Here is an 18,321-nt window from a genome sequence, read left to right as displayed (position 1 = left end):
TTCTGCGGGGGACAGGCAGCCGAACACTCAGAGCGGGCGCAGCAGGCCAAAGCGCTTGCGCAGTGCCCAGTCCAGCAACCGCCGCGGCAGCAACCGGGCCATCAGCGGCAAGGCGGTACTGCCATTCCCCAGCCGCACCCGTGCTGGCGCCGGCGACTTGCCGACGGCTGCCAGCACGCCTTGGGCAAATACCGCCGCTGAAGTTGGCTTGTCCTGCGATGCCCGCGCCCGCGCCTGCACATGCTCACGCAAAGGCCACCACGGCGAGTCCATCGCCAGCACCAGCTCGGCCTGGCGCTGGGCATTGCTGGCGAACTGCGAGGCTATTGCGCCCGGCTGTACTTCCATCACCTGCACACCGAACGGTGCCAGTTCCAGGCGCAAGGCATCGCTCAGGGCATGCACAGCCGCTTTCGAGGCGCAGTAAGCGCCGGCGAATGGCGTGACCAGCACGCCCGATACACTGCCGATATTCACCACCAGGCCGCGTGAGCGGCGTAGCAGCGGGAACAGTGCCCGGGTAACGCCGACCACGGCGAAAACGTTGGTTTCGAACTGCTGGCGCAGGGCGTCGACGCCACCATCGAGCAGTGGCCCCATGGCGCCGTAGCCGGCGTTGTTGATCAGGATATCGAGGGTTTCCAGTTCCTCTGCCAGGCGGGCCAGCGCCTCGCCGTCGTTTACATCCAGCTGCCGGGCCGTGTAGCCGGCGGCACTCAGTTGCTCGACATCCTCAGGCTTGCGGGCGGTGGCCCAGACATGGTGGCCGGCATCGCGGAAAGCGTCGGCCAGGGCGCGGCCGATGCCGCTGGAACAACCGGTGATCAGGACGGTGGGCATGGTTGGGGCCTGTTGTCATGGAGGAAACACATCAATTGGCAAACGTACCTTGCAGGTGCTCTGCCCGGAACTCCAGGGTCTGCGGCCGATAGCCGGAACGCAGCGGCGGCAATGGCAGGCAGTCTTGCCACTCGGCCCCCGGCTGCAATTCACCTGGCCCTCGGTATCGCGGTGCATTGTAGGTGTTCTCGGCCAGGTTCACGGTATCGCCCGGTGCGTACGCTGCCACGCGCCAGCGCAGTTCGGTCAGCGGCACGTCGTTGCCGTTCTTCATGCGTACCAGCAGGGCACGGTCGGCGGGGCAGTGTTCGGGGGCGTAGGTCAGGCGCAGGGCCAGGTGTGCCAGTCGGCTGCTTTCGCGGCTGTCTTGCCAGACGACGAACGAAGCCACCAGGCCCAGGCCACACACGGCCGCCAGGGAGATGGGGAGAGCCTTGGCTGGGTAACGCAACAATAACACCAGCCAGGTGAGGATCAGCAGGGCACCGATCAGCATCGCGTAATCGCCTCATTCGCGCGCAGGGATGGCTACAGCCTATCTAAAACCCAGCGGTCAGGTAACCGGTGAGTACCTATGCCAGAAGCCAGACCTGGCATTGCTGCGAGTAGTGGAAAGGGTACATCCATTCTAGATTCCGCCATGCCTATTCAAAAGGAGCAAGGCCATGAGTCATACAGCGATTGAGCAAAAGCCTGTGCAAGAAATGAAAAAAACACCTGCCAAGGGCGAAGTGACGGCAGTCATCAGCCTGGCGGGTCAAAGGGAGGATTTCGTTTCAGAGGGCGTGGACTACGGGAGCGCTGAACAATCAGCGTGGTTGTATGCGTACAAGGGGCAGGCCGACGATGCGGACGTCTACATTGACTTCGACCTGGCATTGCAAGAGGGCGTGCGGGATGTCGTTATCGATGATGAGGCGAACCGGGCACTTGTCCATAAGCGCGGCACAACCTATGGCGGCTATGCGAAATCCGGGCATATCCGGAAACTTGAGATGACCGCCACAAGCATCAGGGCAGAATCCTTCGAATTTGAAGGGGAGGATGATTTGCAGCGACCTTTCAAGGTAGAGGGTGGCCCATTCGACATCTACGTCATAGCCCCTAGCGTTGAATGAGCAGGCTCGCCCCTGGTCAACCCAGGGGCGAGTCAGCATTTACTGCGCGATGGTCTTCACCGAAACGCCGCGCTCGATGGGGGTGGAGGTGCGCCCGTACACATCCTCGAAGCGTTCGATGTCATCTTCGCCCAGGTAGCTGCCGGACTGCACTTCGATGATCTCCAGCGGGATCTTGCCCGGGTTACGCAAACGGTGCACCGAAGCGATCGGGATATAGGTCGACTGGTTTTCGGTCAGCAGGAACACATTCTCGTCGCAGGTCACCTCGGCGGTACCGGACACCACGATCCAGTGCTCGGCGCGGTGATGGTGCATCTGCAGCGACAGGCTGGCGCCCGGCTTGACGGTGATGTGCTTGACCTGGAAGCGGCCGCCCATGTCCACCGAGTCGTACGAGCCCCACGGGCGATACACTTCCAGGTGGTTCTGGGTTTCCGTGCGGCCCTGTTCGTCGAGGGTCTTGACCATCTGCTTGACGCCTTGGACCTTGTCCTTGTGGGCAATCATCATGGCATCCTTGGTCTCGACCACCACGATGTTCTCCAGGCCGATCACCGACACCAGTTTGCCGTTGCCGTGGATCATGCAGTTGTGGCTGTCCTGCACCACCACGTCGCCTTTGGTGACGTTGCCGTTGTCGTCTTTCTCGTGCACTTCCCACAGCGACGACCAGCAGCCGACGTCGCTCCAGCCGGCCGACATCGGCACCACGCAGGCACGCTGGGTCTTTTCCATTACCGCGTAGTCGATGGAGTTGTCCGGGCAGCAGGCGAAGGTGGCTTCGTCGATGCTCAGCACATCGCCGTCTTCCTCGCTACGCTCCAGGGCCAGCACGCAAGTGTCGTAGATGTCGACATCGTGCTTTTTCAGTTCCTCAAGGAAGCGGCTGGCGCGGAACAGGAACATGCCGCTGTTCCAGAAATAGCCACCGGCTTGGACGAACTCGGCGGCGCGTTTTTCATCGGGCTTCTCGACGAACTGCGCAACCCGCGCCACGCCCTCGGGCAGCAGCGCGTCCTGGCTGGAGCGGATGTAGCCATAGCCGGTTTCCGGCTTGGTCGCCGGCACGCCGAACAGCACCATCTCGCCACGCTCGGCGGCCACGGTGGCCAAGGCCAGTGCACGTTGCAGGGCCTTCTGGTCATCGATCACATGATCGGCGGGCAGCACCAGCATCAGCTCGTCGCGGCCTTCGTTGACCAGCTTCATGGCAGCCATGGCCACGGCCGGCGCGGTGTTGCGGCCGAACGGTTCCATGAGGATGCCCTGGGTTTCCAGCTTCAGTGCGGCCAGCTGCTCCTGGACGATGAACTTGTGGTCCTTGTTACAGACCACGATCGGGGTGTCCATGCCCTCGAATACAAGGCGCTCGATGGTTTGCTGGAACAGCGTGTGTTCACCGGTCAGGGCCAGGAACTGTTTGGGGAACTGTTTGCGCGACAGAGGCCACAGACGGGAACCGCTACCACCAGAAAGAATTACCGGGATCATCATGTTTCTCCAATAGTCGTTGAGAGGCAGGGGAATCAGTTGCTAGCCACGGGGCGAGTTACCCACACCGGCGACAAGGCGTTGCCGGAACCCGTTACGTACAGCACTGCGGCTTCGCCGCGCTCCAGGGCGACGGGTTTTACGTCACCCACTTTCTTGTCTCCTTGGTACAGCGCCAGGTTGACTTTGACCGGGTTGATTTCACGTTCGCCACGGCCGTTGGCGGCCACTGGTTTGACCACTTCGGTCTTGCCGTCTGCGGTTTTCAGGGTCAGTTGCTGGTCGCTCAGGTTCTGTACGCGCACCAGAGCTTTCTGCTTGTTCTTGAACGGTGGTTCTTCGATCAGTTTCGGGTTGCCGTTGTTGCTGTTGACCAGGGTGTAGTACTTGTCCGAGGCCAGCTTGACCGGCACGCTCTTGCCGCCGACCTGGGCGGTGTAGTCGCCACCTGGCAGGAAGCTGAAGTCGCTGCTGGCCTGGGCACCAACCTGTTTGATCTGGGTGTTGCCGACCGATGCTGCGGCCGGTGCGCTGGTGGCGTTGTACAGGCGTACGAAGGTCGAGCCTTTCGGCGCGCTAGGGCCATAAAGCGCGGCGTCGGCACCGGCGAAGGCCTGCATCGAGGCAAGGGAAAGGCCGGCCGCGAGGGTGAGGGCTTTGGCAATGGAAGTCTTGGTAGTCATGTGCGTTTCCTCTCTATCAGTCAGTGGTCTGTCCGGGTGGACGACAAGGCCAGGTTTTGTTCGGATTTACGGGAGTTTTTCAGCTGCGCGATCCACTGCGGATCGAAGCTGCTGAGGTCGTTTTTCATTGGCAGATAACGTTCGGGGAATTCCCACACCACCACTTGTGGTGCGGCGTTTTTGAAGGCATCGCTTTGCAGGTACTTGAGCATCGGCAGCAGTGGGCCATGGCCGTCTTCGGCGTAGTTGGCGACGTCACTGCGCAGGGCCTGCTGCAGCGCGCCGAGGAAGTTCCAGTGCGGGTTGGCGCTGTAGCTGGTGCCTACCAGTGCAACCGGGATCTGCTTGTCGGCGAACAACGCGTCGCCGGCGTCACCCTCGGTGTCGACTGGGCGAGTGGTGCGTTGCTGCAGGTTGTCCGGGGTCGGCAGCAGGTTGCTGAACAACGGGTCCAGTGGCAGGAAGTTGGTCAGGTCGCCTTTGTAGGGGGCGGTGTTGCCGGCTTCGGTGATGAAGGCTTGTGGGGCGCCGTTGAGCAGGCTCTGGCGGCTGACCGCTTCGGCCAGTGTTTGCGCCGCCACTTCGGCACCCATAGGCGTCCAGTGGGTATCGGTACGCAGGAACACCTGGCCACGGGCCTTGGCCTGCTCCATCGGTGCCATCAGGTCCGGTGCGAACACGTTGGCCTGGCGTGCCTGGGCATGGAACTGGTTATACAGGTCGTCATGCAGGCTGGCAGGCTGCTCTTTGCCCAGGTACTCGGCGTAGACCCGCGCCTTGGCCGGCACGATCGCCAGCACCAGCTGGCTACCGTGTTGCTGCAGGGTGTCGCGTACGCCACGGATCAGGGCCAGGTTTTCCTGCATCAATTGCTCGGCACCGGCGGTGGGCTTGAACTCTTCGTCGCTGAACAACCACTGGTCGCGGCCCAGTACCACCCCCGGGCGGCCTTCGTTGAACAGCTTGAAGTCCATTGCCGCCCACAGGTTGGTGCCCAGGCGCTTGATCGGGAACTCGGCGTCGTAGTGGGTCTCGGCGGCTTTGGCCAGCTTGCCGTTGAGCAGGGTCATCTGCTCGGTGCGCTGGAAATTCTGCAGGCCACCGGTGGACCAGGCGCCCATGCCGACCAGCAGGCCGAGGAACGACAGGGAGTAGGTGATGCGTAATGTCCGGGTCATGGTCATCAACCTCAGAACTGGAAGTAAAGGAACGGCGAGTAGCTTTGTGCCGAAAGCTTGAGGATCGAGGCGACGAACAGCAGCAGGATCAGTGCGCGGGTCATCACCCGGGTCCAGTCCAGGCCTATCGAGCCGTCAGCGTTGACCTGCACCGGGGTCGCCGTGGGCGTCGGTCTGGCATTGCGGTAGAAGTCACGCAGGCCGAAGAACGCCAGGGTGAGGTAGGCGATGACCAGGGTGGCCACCTGCAGACCGGTGAGCTGGGCACGGTTGAGCTCCGACAGCTGCCAGTCGCCGAAGCTGAACATGGCGCCGTACATGCGGGCGGCCACATGCAGGTTTTCGGCGCGGAAGATCACCCAGCCGACCACCACCAACAGGAAGGTGAAGGCCCACTTCACCGGGTTGAAGCGCTGCGGGTTGGTGTCGATGCCCAGCGCGCGCTCGATGGCCAGCCACATGCCGTGCCAGGCGCCCCAGATGATGTAGGTGAAGTTCGCACCGTGCCACAGGCCGCCCAGCAGCATGGTCAGGAACAGGTTGCGGTAGGTATTGAAGGTGCCTTTGCGGTTGCCGCCCAAGGTGATGTACAGGTAGTCGCGCAGCCAGGTCGACAGGCTGATATGCCAGCGCCGCCAAAACTCGGTGATCGACTGGCTGATATAGGGCTGCTTGAAGTTTTCCATGAAACGGAAGCCCATCATCAGGCCCAGGCCGATAGCCATGTCGCTGTAGCCGCTGAAGTCGAAGTACAGCTGCGCGGTGTAGGCCAGGGCGCCGAGCCAGGCATCGCCGGTGGTGGGGTTTTGCAGGGCGAAGCAGTGATCGGCTACCACGGCCAGGGTGTCGGCGATGAACACTTTCTTGATGAAGCCCTGCATGAAACGGGTGCAGCCTTCGGAGAATTTGTCCAGGGTGTGGGTACGGTTGTTGAACTGGTCGACCAGGTCCTTGAAACGCAGCACGGGGCCTGCGATCAGGTGCGGGAAGATCGCCACGAACGCTGCGAAGTCGATCAGGTTGCGGGTAGCTGGGGTGTCGCCGCGGTATACGTCGATGATGTAGCTGATCGACTCGAAGATGTAGAACGAGATACCGATCGGCAGCAGCACGTGGGTCAGAATGAATGGCTCCAGGCCAAACGACGTCATGATCGCGTTCAGGCTGTCGACGCCGAAGTTGGCGTACTTGAAGTAGCCGAGGATCGCCAGGTCGACACCCACGCCGAGCAGCAGCCAGCGCTGTGCCGGCTTGGTGCGCACACCGGCGGCACCGACTTTCAGGCCGATCCAGTAGTTCCACAGGGTGACCCCGGCGAACAGTGCCAGGAAATCCACCCGCCACCAGGCATAGAAGATGTAGCTGGCGATCAGCAGCAGCAGGTTGCGATAACGTTGCCCGCTCAAGTAGTACAGGCCGAGGAAGATCGGCAAGAACAGGAACAGGAACACGTTGGACGAGAAGACCATCCCGGTTCTCCTAATTTGTTCACAGCATCCAGGGCAAAGCGCCCCCCAAACCCCCCACAAAAAGGTGGGAGATACCTAGTCCCCTGTAGGAGCGGGTTCACCCGCGAAAGGGCCGGGCCTGCCATCTGCGGTGCCCTGTGCCGGCCTCTTCGCGGGTAAACCCGCTCCTACAGGGGTGGTGTTACTTTTTACGCTCTGCACTCGGGTCATAGACCCGGGTCAGGTCGCCGCCCAGCCGGAAGCTGTTGAACGGCTGCATGTCGTGCTTGCGCTCAAGCGTGTCGCCAACGCAGTGGTACAGCGCGCACCAGGGCTCGAGCCAGGAATACTTGCTGTCGACCTTGAGGTCGGTCATGTCCTGTTTCTTGCCCGCCCGCGCCTTGAAGTGGCTGGGGTCGCGGGCACCGGCCAGCACGCCTTCACCCAGGCGTTGCAAGGCGAAGTTGTTCTCGGCGCGCAGGTCGACGCCATTGGCCTGGGCGAAGCTGGCAATCATCGCCAGCGGCGGCAAGGCGTAGTTGTGATAGGCCAGCGCGCGCTGCTTGCGCTTGATTTCGTTGGGCAGGAAGCCCTGGTCATCCACCTGGTTGGCGCCCACCTTGTATTCCTTCACGGCCCAGTCGAACAGGTCGCGCCGGTCGGTGGCGACGGCGGTAGCCATGACCGACCAGGCCGCCCAGTAGCTGTGGTTGTTGATCTTCTCCAGCGGCAGGTTGCTCCAGTCACGCACAGTCTGCTCGGCCAGGCGGGTAAGCCATTTTTCGATCAGGTCGGCCTCGGCCTGGTGTGCGGCCAGCGGCTGCGAGTTGGAGAATTTCAGGCGCAGCCACGAACCGCTCATGCTGCCCAGCGCCCATTTGCGCATCGACTTGCCGGTATGGTTGTAGTCGGTGGACAGCAATGCACCGGCGCGTGCCCAGGTGCCCAGCCACGTCAGGGTGCAGTCGAGTTGCGCCGGGCGGCCGTCGCGCATGTACTGGCCGACCATCTTGCTCACGCCTTTCTCAAGCGTGGTGATGTCTTCGGTCGACTTGCGGAAGGCTTTTTCCGAGGCCACGTTGAGCGTTGCCCGTGCCTTGTCCGAGCCTTCGTACTTGCTGCGAAACTGCAGCGCACCGGTGTATGGCTTGGGCGCCGCTTCGCAGCGGAAATTGCCATCGCCGGTCTTGAGTTTTTCGATCCCCTCGTAGTAACCCTGCGGCGGTACCAGCGCGGCGTGCGCGGCACCGCCAAACAAGGCCAACGCGAGCAGGGCGGGGCTGGAAATACGCTTGATGATGGTCATGGGTCGCCTCACTGGCCGGCCTGCGCGGTTTGCGCAGGCATGGCGAAGTTGTTGCGTTTGCAGAGCTTGGCCTCGACCTTCTGGGTGCCGCTTTCCGGCCCCTGTACCTCGAACGCCAGCAGGCGCTGACTGGCCCAGTCCTCGTCTTCGCGCATCTGGAAGACGAAGCGGCCGTCGGTGTCGGAGGTTTCAGGCTTTTCCAGCTTGATGTCCTCGTGACGGCCGTTGAGGTACCACAGGGTGGCCTGCAACACCTTCACCGAGGGGTCTTCGAACTTGACGTCCATCTGCAGGTCGCGGTTGATCAGGTCTTTGATCACGCCGCCCTTGCCGTTGACCATCAGCTCGTTCTTGCCCGGCTTGAGGGTGGTGCTGGCGCTCATCAGGGCTGGGCGGTCGTCGCAGCCGTCGTCGAGCAGGCCAAGGATTTGCCGCCAGATGGTTTCCTGGTTCAGGCGGTACAGCGGGGAGAATTCCCAGATGAGGATCTTCGGCGGGTTCTTCTGGAATTCCTCGCTGCCCAGGTACTCGATCATCGAGCCTTCCAGGCCACCGCCTGGGAAGGCGACGTTGAGCACGTCGGCGCCAATGTATTGCTCGAGGAAACCCGAGAAGTTGTAGTTCTTGCCACTGTGGCTGGTACCGACCAGGGTGATCTGCGCGTTGCCGCTGTCACCGAACAGGTCGTCGCCGCCGCTCGAGCCTTTCGGCTCGGTGGCGAACTGGTCCATGTACTGGACGGCGTAGCTGGTACCGCACAGTTGGCCGGCAACGTTGTGCAGGGTGCCGGTCTTGCCCATGCGCCCGGACTTCTTCGTCTCGAATTCCTTGCGCGGGATGCCTTCGAAGGCTGGCATCTTGTGCACGGTGTCGGCCACGATCTTCGCCGCGCGCTCGGCACCGTACGGCGTCCAGTGCTGGTCGCCACGGAAGTAGAAATCCTTGCCCTGGTCGGCGGCGGCCAGTTGCTCGTTGGTCAGTGGTGACAGGTCGGGCACGTTGTAGCCCATGCTGGCGAAGCGCTTGAGCATGGCCTGGTAGTTACCCAGGGCCTTCTGATAGTCGAAGGCAGCTTTTTCGGCCGGGTTGAGCATGTTGCGGTTCACCAGGCCACGGGTCGGCTGGTACACCACCACCAGTTCCACACCACGCTTCTTGAACGCGTCGTGCACTTGTTGCAGGCGTTTGTAGCCGGCCGGGGTGGTGTTGAACTCGGTGCGCAGGTCTTCGCGAGTCCGGAACAGCCAGTCGCCCTGTGCCTGCACCAGCGTGGTGAAATTTTGCTGATAGCGGGTGGTGTAGCGGCTGGCATCGTGCGCTTCAGGGCACAACTGGCAGCAGGGCTCGGCTTTGAAGGTCGGGGCCTTGACGTCTTCGGCGCGTACGCCTTGGCTGATTGCCAGAAGGGCGGCGGACAGGCCCAGCAGTTTCATCAGGTGTGGAGTCATGGTCTGGGCTTCCTTAATCGATCATTTCGGTCTGGCGTTCGACCGGGTCGATCAGCACAGCCTTCTGCTGGCGTACCAGCAAGTCGAGGATTTCGTCCTGGCGCTCGCCCAGCACACCATTGAGGCTGATACCGCTGGCCTTGCGCGGGGCGAGCATGGACACCTTGTACAGCTCGACCGACAGCGGCGAGTCGATCGACAGCGGGCCGGAGCCGTTGGCCGACAGCTCGCCACCCACCACGATCAGCGACACCTTGGTGTCGAACGGGTCGAGGGCGATGTCGCGGTCGGTGTCGGACAGGTCCTTGATGTGGCCGTATACGCCAACCAGGCCGTTGGCCATGGCGATGTTTTCGTACAGGCGGATGTTCACGCTGTTACGCACGCGGATGCCGTGGCGGCGGTTGTTGACCAGCTTGTTGCCCCAGATCAGGTTGTCGCCGCTTTCGTACAGGGTGATGCCGTCGGTGTGGTTGCGGTAGATCTCGTTGTAGGCCACCAGGTTGTTGACGCTGTTACGGTCGATCACCACGCCCGAGAGCTTGTTGTCGTAGCTCTTGTTGTTGATGATCCAGCTGTCGTTGACCTCACGCGAGACGATGATGCCGTGCTTCTTCTTGGTGCCGTACACGGTGTTGCCGGCGATGATCAGGCGGTGCGAACGGTCGTGCGGGTCGATGCCGTAGACGATGTTGTCGCGGTAGGTGCTGTCCTTGACCACGAAGTCCTGCGTTTCGTAGCAGTAGAAGCCGTACCACATGTCGCTGAACTCAGAGCCGATGATCCAGCCGGTGGGTTCCGGGCGGCCCATGCGCTTGGCCATGTTCGGCGTGTACTGCGAGATGCTAACGCCATACGACTTGGACTTGGCGTAGCCGAAGCTGGCCATCTTCGTGTTGACGATGTAGGTCTCGGTACCGCCCCATGACAGCAGGAACGGGCGGAACTCCTTGGGCGAGCGGAAGGTCGCCGGGCCGTTGTCCTTTTCCCGCCAGCCGGTCACCTGGGTGTCGGTTACGAACAGCTTGCCGTCATTGACCAGAAATGCGCCGCCCTCCTGGGACAGGCGCAGCTGTTTGACCTTGCCGTCGATCTCGAGGATGCCCTTTTGCCCGACCACGATCGGCAGGCGTGCCAGGTAAACCCCAGGCTCGACTTCGCTGAAGTACTGTTTGGGCACCTTCTTGCTCAACTCGGTCAGGTCGACATGGCCGTCATCGATGAAGATGGCCTGCGGGATGCCGTGCTGGCGCTGCACCCACTCGGCGGCCTTGTTGTCGCCGCCGACGAACTCCTTGAGGGTGTCCTCCTGGAACATACGGCGCAGACTGACCTTGCCCTTGTGGCGGCGGTCGATTTTCTTCTGCACCGCCTCGGCCGTGAAACCGGTCAGGTCGGGCAGCTTTGGCGGGTCCATCTGCAGTGGCTCGATCGGTGCGCTGGCCACCGTGTAGGTCTTGGCCTGCTGCAGCTCCTTGGCGATCACCTGGGGCTCTGCGGCAGTGGCCAGGCCGCTTGCCAGCAGCAAGGCACTGGCCAACAGGCTGTGACGTAAGTGCGGGTGAAGGTTCATCACGGTCAGTCCCCTACCGGCCTCAGAAGCGCCAGATGACGTCGACGAAGGCGCGGTGCATGTAAGAGTCCGCTTCCTTGCCGTAGGCGTCGCCCGGCTTGAATACACCGGTACGCAGGCGCACCAGGGCTGACGGCTCGTCGATTGCCTGGCTCATCGAAGCCGGTAGCAGGCCTTGCTTGAAGTACTTGGTCACGACCACGTCCATTTCCTGGCCAAGGTCCTTCTCGCCGTCGACCAGCTGACGGTTCACGCCGTTGTCGTCGACCACCGCGTTGATGCCGCTGGAGCCGATGTTCTGGTTACCGTCGACCCGCCAGAACTTGTGGTAGATCAGGCTCGCGTCGTAGTCGTCGCGCAGCTGCCACGAAGCGAACAGGGTGGCTGCCTGCAGGTTGCCCAGTTCGCCGCGGAACGCTTCGCCGAAGCGGTGCACGCGCGAGCGGGTGCCGGTGAAATTGGAGCGGTTGCTCTCCAGGCCGGTCTGCTCGAAGTTGTTCGAGCCGTCATCGCCACCACCACCGCTACCACGGGCATAGGCCGCGCCGACCTGCCATTGCGGGTCCAGGCGCAGGCGGATACCGAGGTCGGTTGCCCAGGCGTTGACGTCACCGCTCTGCTTGCCGGTGGCGACCTGGTCGTCACCCACCTGCTGGGTGCTCAGCTTGTCGCGGTCACCGGTCAGCCAGGTGACGCTGCCCCAGTAATTCACGGTGTGGTCGTTGCGCCAGTTGTAGGCGTCGCTGTTTGCCTCAAGGCCCAGCCAGGTGAGGTCGCCGGTACGGGTCTTGTCCAGGGCGTCGACGGTTTCGCCGGGGTTCTTCAGGCTGCCGTTGTCGTGCGTATGGTGTGCCCGCACGCCGACCCAGTGGCCAGGCGTCCACTGAGTGGCGACGTTGCCGTAGAGGTGGGTGCGGTCCTTGTCTTCCGGGGCCAGCTCGGTGAGGTCGGTGCGGTATTCGCTGAAGCGCTGGGCCACGCCCAGGTCGGCCTTGAGCAGGGTGGTGTCGAAGGTCCAGTTCAGCGCTTCGATGTTGGTATCGCGCCACATGCCATCGTCGCTGCGCAGGCGCTGGCGACCGAAGCGCAGTTGCTCGCCGGGGTAGGCGGTGAGACCGCTGTAGCCGATCCAGAACTCGCGCATGGCCAGGTAGCTTTTGTCTGGTTGACGGCTGTCGTCGCCGGTTTCAGTGCTGGTGCCGTCGCCGTTCTGGCGCAAGGTGTCGGTTTCGATGGTGTCGGTCGCAGCGACCGCCTGGCCCATGGCGTAGGCGCTCCAGTTTCCGCGCTCGCCGTACACCCACGGGCGCAGATCCAGGCCCAGGCCGTTGACATCGCCGCCAGAGCGGGTGCCCAGGTCTCGATCGTCTTCCGATTGCCCGGTGATTTTCACGTCCAGGCCGAAGTTTTTCTCGGCGGTCATTTCCGCCAGGGTCGGGCAGGACCACAGCAGGGCGAAGCTCAGACCGATACCGGCTTTCACGAAGGGGTTGAGCGTCATAGCGAGTCCTCACCGTCTACTTCTTTTTCGTCGTCTTGCAGGGCTTCGAGGGCCAGGGTGCTATTCGCGCCCTGCGCCATGCTGCCGCGTGCACGCTTTTCCTGGTCCAGCAGTTGCTGGGCCTGGTTGCGCTCGTCAGGTGTCAGTTGCTGGTCAAGCTTCTGCAGCAGTTCCGCTGATTGCGGCGTCGGGTTGGCCTGCGACAGCTGGGCAAACACCCAGGCGTTGCCCGGTTGCGGGCGGATGCCATGGCCCTCGCTGAATAGCTGGGCCAGGGCATAATCGGCGCTGTTCTGCCCGCCACGGGCGGAGGCCAGCAGGTGGTCGACGGCCTTCTGCGGCTCGACGTTGCCCAAGTAGCCGCGGCGGTAAAGCTGGCCCAGGTAGTAATGGGCGCTGATCTCACCGGCTTCGGCAGCGGCTTGCAGGTGCTGCTCGGCTTTGTGAGCGTCGGCTGGCAGGGTTTTGCCTTCGTAGTACAGACGGCCCAGCAGCAGTTCGGCGCGTGGCTGTTCAGCTGCGCGGCCTTTGTCGATGTAGGCCATCAACTGGTCGGTGTCGCCCAGTTCGGGGAAGTCGTATACCAGCTGTGCCAGGCTGACCCAGGACGCCGGGTTGGCCGGGGCTACTTGCTCGAGCAGGTCCTTGGCGGTTTTTTCGTCGGTCTGGCCGAGGCTGCGATCAGCCAACACCCGGGCCACGCTGTCGACCCGGGTGGCCGGTACGGCGCCACGGGCATAGGCGGATTTCAGCTGGCCGAGCAGGGCGGCTTGCTGGTCGGCCTGGCCACGCATCTGGTACACGGTGGCCAGTTCGACGTAGCAGATGTCGGTGGTGTTCAGCGCGGCCTTGCAGATTTTCTCCACCTCGCCCAGGTGCTGGTCGTAGGTGCCCTGGGTACGGTACAGCAACACCTGGGCCAGGCCTGCTTCCGGGTTGCCGGCGGCGCGCCACTGGTCGATCTGCTGCTGCGCGTTGACCTTGGGGAAACTCTGCGGGTAGCTGAGATAGAGCATTGCCAGCGGAATCAGGGTATTGCTTTGGCCCTGTTTCGCGGCCTGCTTGAGCAGGGTTTCAGCTTCCTCACGTTCGGCCTGGGTGCTGTCAGGCTTGGCCACCAGCAAGCGGCCAAGGCGCGCCTGGGCGCGTGGCGACGTGGCGGCCGCAGCGCGATAGGTGGCCTCGGCTTCCTTGATTTGCGATGGGTCGCGGGTGGCCACCTTGATGTCCGCAAGGCCGACTTGCGCTTCGCTGTAGCCCAGGTCGGCCAGCGCCTTGTAGTTGCGCTCTGCCAATGCCGTGTCACCGCGCTTCAGGGCCTCGTTGGCCAGGCGCTGGTCGGGCAGGCCGGCACAGCCGGCCAAAGTGATGGCGGCGGCCAGTGCACACAATCCCAGGTTCACGCGGACCCTGTGGGAGCGGGCAAGCCCGCGAATTGGCATGGCCGACGATGCTGTCCCTGCTGGCCTCTTCGCGGGCATGCCCGCTCCCACAGGATAGGTATTGGTATCAGAGGTCATCGTCCGTCCCTCACAGGCCACGGGCCACGGCTTTGTCGATCAGCCAGTTCAGCGACGGGCCACGGTCGCTGTTGACCGACGCCGGGCGGCCGGCCAGTTCGGCGGGCAGGCTGCTGTCCGGCTTGATCTGCACGCGGATGTCGGAGGACAGGTCTTCGCTGTTGAGGCTGGTGCTGCTGACGATCTGACCGGTGCGCACTTCGTCTTCGCCGGCCACCTGGAAGTTGACCCTGGTGCCCGGCTTGACCTCGTCGAACTGGCGGTAGCTGAAGCGCGCCTCGATCATCGGGTTGGTGGTGCGTGGGATCAGCTGGAAGATCGGCTGGCCCTTGGCTGCGTACTGGCCGTCGTCTACCAACTGGCGCGCGACCACGCAGTCGCAGGGGCTGGTGAGGGTGCCGGACAGCTGCTTGCCGAACAGCTCCTCGATCTTTGCCGGCTCCAGCTGTGCGTCTTCAAGGTTGCCCTTGAGCATGTCCAGCATGCTGGTGGTGAAGCTGGCCAGTGGCGCGCCCTTGACGATCTGCCCACCGCTTTCGACCAGGCTGCTCACGGTACCGTCGCGCGGCATGGTGACGTTGGTGGTCGGCACTGCGACCACACCGGCTTCGGCGTGGCTGACGAAGTACATGCCGTACAACGATTTGGCGACGAAGCCGAAGGCCGCAACGCCGACCACGAACACGCCCAGTGTGACGGTGACTGCCTTGAGGCGGCCGAAGGCGCTCAGGCCTGACCCACCATCCTTCTGCTTGCGCGCCTTGGTGAAGTTGTCGCGCTGCAGGGTGCTGAGTACGTCGCCGATGCTGATCAGCTCACCCGACAGGTGGCTGGTGATGATGTGCCGCAACGTGGCGATGTCACGTGGCTCAAGGTTCTGGAACTGCGCACCGATACGGCCATTGTCCGGGTTGTACGAGCGCACCTGGAACTCGATGTCGATCGACAGGCCCAGGTTGTCGACCACGAACTGCAGGCGCCCGCGCAGCACATCGCCCACCGACTGCGGTTGCTTGGCGTGGAAGCTCAGGCCGCCGGCAGATAGGTCTTCGACCTTGACTTCGTGGACCTGGCGCTGGGCGTCCAGGAACCGCAGCTTGGCGGGAATGCGTACCCGGGCGTGTTGGCGCTGGGCTTCGGACTCATGCACGACATTGACGTTCACGGCGGTATTCATGGTGGTTTGTTCCTGTTAGATCCGATCCGGGTTGGGCTCACACGACCATGAACAGCACAGCAACGAAGATGCTGGCAGCCGAGAAGGTCATGGTCCGCGAGGACCAGGTGTTGAACCATTGTTGAAAGCTGGCGAGGTCACGCTTGAGGGCAGTGGGCTGACGCGTCCACGACTGCTTGTCGAGGCGGAAGAACACGTAGATCTTCATCAGCGCGCCGATGATCTGGTTGTAATAGAGAATCAGCGGGTAGGCCGGGCCTACGCTGTGGCCGGAGCACAGCAGCATGATGGTGAGGATCATGCGGGTAATGCCGATCCACAGCAGGTACACCAGCAGGAAGGCCATGCCGAACTTGAGGCTGGCGATCACCGCCACGGTCAGGCCCAGCAGGCTGGTCCACATCGACACGCGCTGGTCGAACAGCACGATGCTGGTGAACAGGCCCAGGCGACGCAGGCCAAGGCCCAGTGCCCGTGAGTTCTGCCGCAGGTTGTTGCCGTACCAGCGGTACATCAGCTTGCGGCTGGCCTTGAGGAAACTTTTTTCCGGCGGGTGTTCGACCGTGTTGATGGCGGCGTCCGGCACGTAGAAGGTGTCGTAGCCCAGGCGCATCAGGCTGAACCAGCTGGATTTGTCGTCCCCGGTAAGGAACTTGAAGCGGCCCAGGCGCCAGTGCATCAGCGAATCGCTTTCGACGTCGGCGATGAACTCGGGGTTGGTCACCACACTGGCGCGGAACATCGACATGCGCCCGGTCATGGTCAGTACGCGCTTGGACAGGGCCATCGAGCACATGTTGATGTGGCGCTGGGCGAAGCGCAGCTTGTGCCACTCGCTCATGATGTAGCCGCCGCGCACTTCGCAGAATTCATTGGTGGTCAGGCCGCCCACATTGGGGAACAGCTTGAACCAGGGTACGGTCTTGCGCACCACACCGTCGGCCAGCACGGTGTCACCGTCGATCACCGCCACTACTGCGTTCTCGTCCGGCAGCATGCGCGAGATGGCGCGGAAACCGTAGGCCAGGCCATCGCGCTTGCCGGTGCCGGCGATTCGCACGATGTCCAGCTTCACATGGGCCGGCGGGTTGTACTTGGCCCACAGGCTCTTCACCAGCAGTTCATCGGACATTTCCACCAGCGAGCAGACCACGGTGGTGGGGAAGCCACAGTTGATCGCCTCGCGAATCACCGAGCTGTACACCTGGGCGGTGGTCAGCGCTTCGATACGGAAGCTGGTGACCATCAGGTAGACATGCGACGGGTCGGTGGCATTGCCCATTTTCTGCACCTTGCGGCGCAGGTACGGGTACACGCCGTAGAGGAAGATCATGCCGCGGATGAAATGGGTGGCGCCCATGGAGTAGCGCCAGATGCCGACTGCGCCGACCAGGAAGATGAAGTGCTTCGACTGCGAGTCGAAGATATCAGCTGGCAGGGCCAGGGCGATCAGCATGAGCAGGCTCATGTAGAGCAGCCACCCGGCGCACTGCAACAGCACTGTCTGGAGCCTTTGCATGTTCAGCATCCGTCGAGAATTCGGGAAAGGGGGGGCAGCGAGGGGGCGGCTCTTGTCGAGTGCCTCATCGCTGCCCGGCCGGGCACTTACCAGCAGATGCCTTCGGTACGGTTGGTGGTGCAGGTCGGTTTGTTCATGAACCCGACCAGGTCGATCACCTGCTTGCCGGCTGGCGCTTGCAGGGCCAGCGCACGGAACTGCTCGTCACGGTTGCCGAGGACGATGATGTCGGCGTTGTCGATCACCTGCTGCAAGTCGGCGTTGAGCAGCGACGACACATGGGGGATCTTCGACTCGATGTAGTCCTTGTTGGCGCCGTGGACGCGGGCGTACTGGACGTTCTCGTCGTAGATGTCCAGCTGGTAGCCCTTGCCGATCAAGCGTTCGGCCAGTTCCACCAGCGGGCTTTCGCGCAGGTCGTCGGTGCCGGCCTTGAAGCTCAGGCCCAGCAGGGCGACCTTGCGCTTGTCGTGGGCTTCGATCAGCTCGAAGGCGTTCTGCACCTGCGATTCGTTGCTGCGCATCAGCGAGTCGAGCAGCGGTGCTCGGACATCGAGGCTGGCGGCGCGATAGGTGAGGGCGCGTACGTCCTTGGGCAGGCACGAGCCACCGAAGGCGAAGCCTGGGCGCATGTAGTACTGGGACAGGTTGAGGACCTTGTCCTGGCAGACCACGTCCATCACTTCACGGCCATCGACGCCCACGGCCTTGGCGATGTTGCCGATTTCGTTGGCGAAGGTGACCTTGGTGGCGTGCCATACGTTGCAGGTGTACTTGATCATCTCGGCCACCTCGATCGGCTTGCGGATCACCGGGGCATCGAGTTCTTCGTACAGGGCCTGGAGGATGTCACCGCTGGCGCTGTCCAGTTCGCCGATGACCGTCATCGGTGGCTGGTCGTAGTCCTTGATCGCGGTGCTTTCACGCAGGAATTCCGGGTTGACCGCCACACCGAAGTCGACGCCAGCCTTCTTGCCCGAGCAATCTTCGAGGATCGGGATGACCACGTTCTTGACGGTGCCAGGCAGCACGGTGCTGCGCACCACGATGGTGTGACGGCGGGTGGTGTCACGCAGCACATAGCCGATTTCGCGGCACACCGACTCGATGTACTCCAGGCCCAGGTCGCCGTTTTTCTTGCTGGGGGTACCCACGCAGATCATCGACACGTCGCTGGCGCGGATGGCTTCGGCGAAGTCGGTAGTGCCGCGCAGGCGGCCATTGGCGATGCCCTGTTGCAGCAGTGCTTCCAGGCCAGGTTCGACGATGGGCGACTTGCCCTGGTTGATCAGGTCGATCTTGGTGCTGGACACGTCCACACCGATCACTTCATGGCCACGCGCCGTCAGGCAGCCTGCACAGACTGCACCCACATAACCCAAACCAAAGATGCTGATACGCATCGCTATCACCTCATGTGTTTATCACGCCGACACCTCCGAAGAGAGCCGGGCTGGGTTGATTAACAACAGTTTTCGGGCGCACGGATCCATGGCGAATGCACACTTCGCCGAGC

The 18,321-nt window shown here is 62.7% G+C and carries 15 protein-coding genes; 1 reads left to right on the top strand and 14 read right to left on the bottom strand.

The window, feature by feature from the left end:
- Positions 1-27: 27 nt before the first annotated feature.
- Together ACF8EA_RS15235 and ACF8EA_RS15230 are read right to left on the bottom strand one after the other, a co-directional pair.
- The gene (locus ACF8EA_RS15235; protein WP_084852073.1) at positions 28-840 is read right to left on the bottom strand and encodes an SDR family oxidoreductase; all 813 of its coding nucleotides are present in this window, start codon (positions 838-840) and stop codon (positions 28-30) included.
- 31 nt (positions 841-871) lie between these two features.
- Entirely contained in the window at positions 872-1,336 is a 465-nt protein-coding gene (locus ACF8EA_RS15230; RefSeq protein WP_392522469.1) for a multidrug transporter, read from the bottom strand.
- Between the two features lie 169 nt (positions 1,337-1,505).
- Between ACF8EA_RS15230 and ACF8EA_RS15225 the strand changes: the two genes are divergently transcribed.
- A complete protein-coding gene (locus ACF8EA_RS15225) occupies positions 1,506-1,958 on the top strand; it encodes a hypothetical protein (RefSeq protein WP_392522468.1) in 453 nt (150 codons plus the stop codon).
- Between the two features lie 39 nt (positions 1,959-1,997).
- Here the strand turns inward: ACF8EA_RS15225 and ACF8EA_RS15220 are convergent, their stop codons facing one another.
- The 12 genes from ACF8EA_RS15220 to ACF8EA_RS15165 form a co-directional block, all read right to left on the bottom strand.
- A complete protein-coding gene (locus ACF8EA_RS15220; protein WP_028697479.1) occupies positions 1,998-3,452 on the bottom strand; it encodes a mannose-1-phosphate guanylyltransferase/mannose-6-phosphate isomerase in 1,455 nt (484 codons plus the stop codon).
- A gap of 35 nt (positions 3,453-3,487) precedes the next feature.
- Positions 3,488-4,135, bottom strand: coding sequence for an alginate O-acetyltransferase AlgF (locus tag ACF8EA_RS15215; protein WP_021784108.1), 648 nt, complete (start codon positions 4,133-4,135; stop codon positions 3,488-3,490).
- A gap of 20 nt (positions 4,136-4,155) precedes the next feature.
- Complete coding sequence (locus tag ACF8EA_RS15210) at positions 4,156-5,313, bottom strand: alginate O-acetyltransferase (protein ID WP_021784109.1); 1,158 nt, start codon at positions 5,311-5,313, stop codon at positions 4,156-4,158.
- A gap of 11 nt (positions 5,314-5,324) precedes the next feature.
- Entirely contained in the window at positions 5,325-6,782 is a 1,458-nt protein-coding gene (locus tag ACF8EA_RS15205) for an MBOAT family protein (protein WP_084852069.1), read from the bottom strand.
- 181 nt (positions 6,783-6,963) lie between these two features.
- Positions 6,964-8,067 (bottom strand): mannuronate-specific alginate lyase, encoded by a 1,104-nt coding sequence (locus ACF8EA_RS15200; protein WP_021784111.1) that lies wholly within the window; start codon positions 8,065-8,067, stop codon positions 6,964-6,966.
- 8 nt (positions 8,068-8,075) lie between these two features.
- Positions 8,076-9,515: an alginate O-acetyltransferase gene (locus ACF8EA_RS15195; RefSeq protein WP_330508514.1), complete on the bottom strand. Its 1,440-nt coding sequence runs from the start codon at positions 9,513-9,515 to the stop codon at positions 8,076-8,078.
- Between the two features lie 13 nt (positions 9,516-9,528).
- The gene (gene algG, locus ACF8EA_RS15190) at positions 9,529-11,088 is read right to left on the bottom strand and encodes a mannuronan 5-epimerase AlgG (protein WP_392522466.1); all 1,560 of its coding nucleotides are present in this window, start codon (positions 11,086-11,088) and stop codon (positions 9,529-9,531) included.
- Between the two features lie 22 nt (positions 11,089-11,110).
- Positions 11,111-12,589, bottom strand: a complete 1,479-nt coding sequence (locus tag ACF8EA_RS15185; RefSeq protein WP_392522465.1) for an alginate export family protein — start codon at positions 12,587-12,589, stop codon at positions 11,111-11,113.
- Positions 12,586-14,031, bottom strand: coding sequence for an alginate biosynthesis TPR repeat lipoprotein AlgK (gene algK / locus ACF8EA_RS15180; protein ID WP_031322504.1), 1,446 nt, complete (start codon positions 14,029-14,031; stop codon positions 12,586-12,588). Before algK ends, ACF8EA_RS15185 begins: the two co-directional genes overlap by 4 nt.
- 88 nt (positions 14,032-14,119) lie before the next feature.
- A complete protein-coding gene (locus ACF8EA_RS15175; RefSeq protein ID WP_021784116.1) occupies positions 14,120-15,286 on the bottom strand; it encodes an alginate biosynthesis protein Alg44 in 1,167 nt (388 codons plus the stop codon).
- A 37-nt stretch (positions 15,287-15,323) separates the two neighbouring features.
- A complete protein-coding gene (locus ACF8EA_RS15170; RefSeq protein WP_084852064.1) occupies positions 15,324-16,805 on the bottom strand; it encodes a glycosyltransferase family 2 protein in 1,482 nt (493 codons plus the stop codon).
- A gap of 86 nt (positions 16,806-16,891) precedes the next feature.
- Entirely contained in the window at positions 16,892-18,208 is a 1,317-nt protein-coding gene (locus ACF8EA_RS15165; protein ID WP_392522464.1) for a nucleotide sugar dehydrogenase, read from the bottom strand.
- Positions 18,209-18,321 lie beyond the last annotated feature (113 nt).

Origin of the sequence: Pseudomonas sp. YQ_5, from assembly GCF_043103305.1 — a bacterium.
In the GTDB taxonomy this organism is placed as follows: domain Bacteria; phylum Pseudomonadota; class Gammaproteobacteria; order Pseudomonadales; family Pseudomonadaceae; genus Aquipseudomonas; species Aquipseudomonas putida_Y.
The sequence above is the reverse complement of the archived record's forward strand: the minus strand, read 5'-3'. Positions and strand labels throughout refer to the sequence as shown.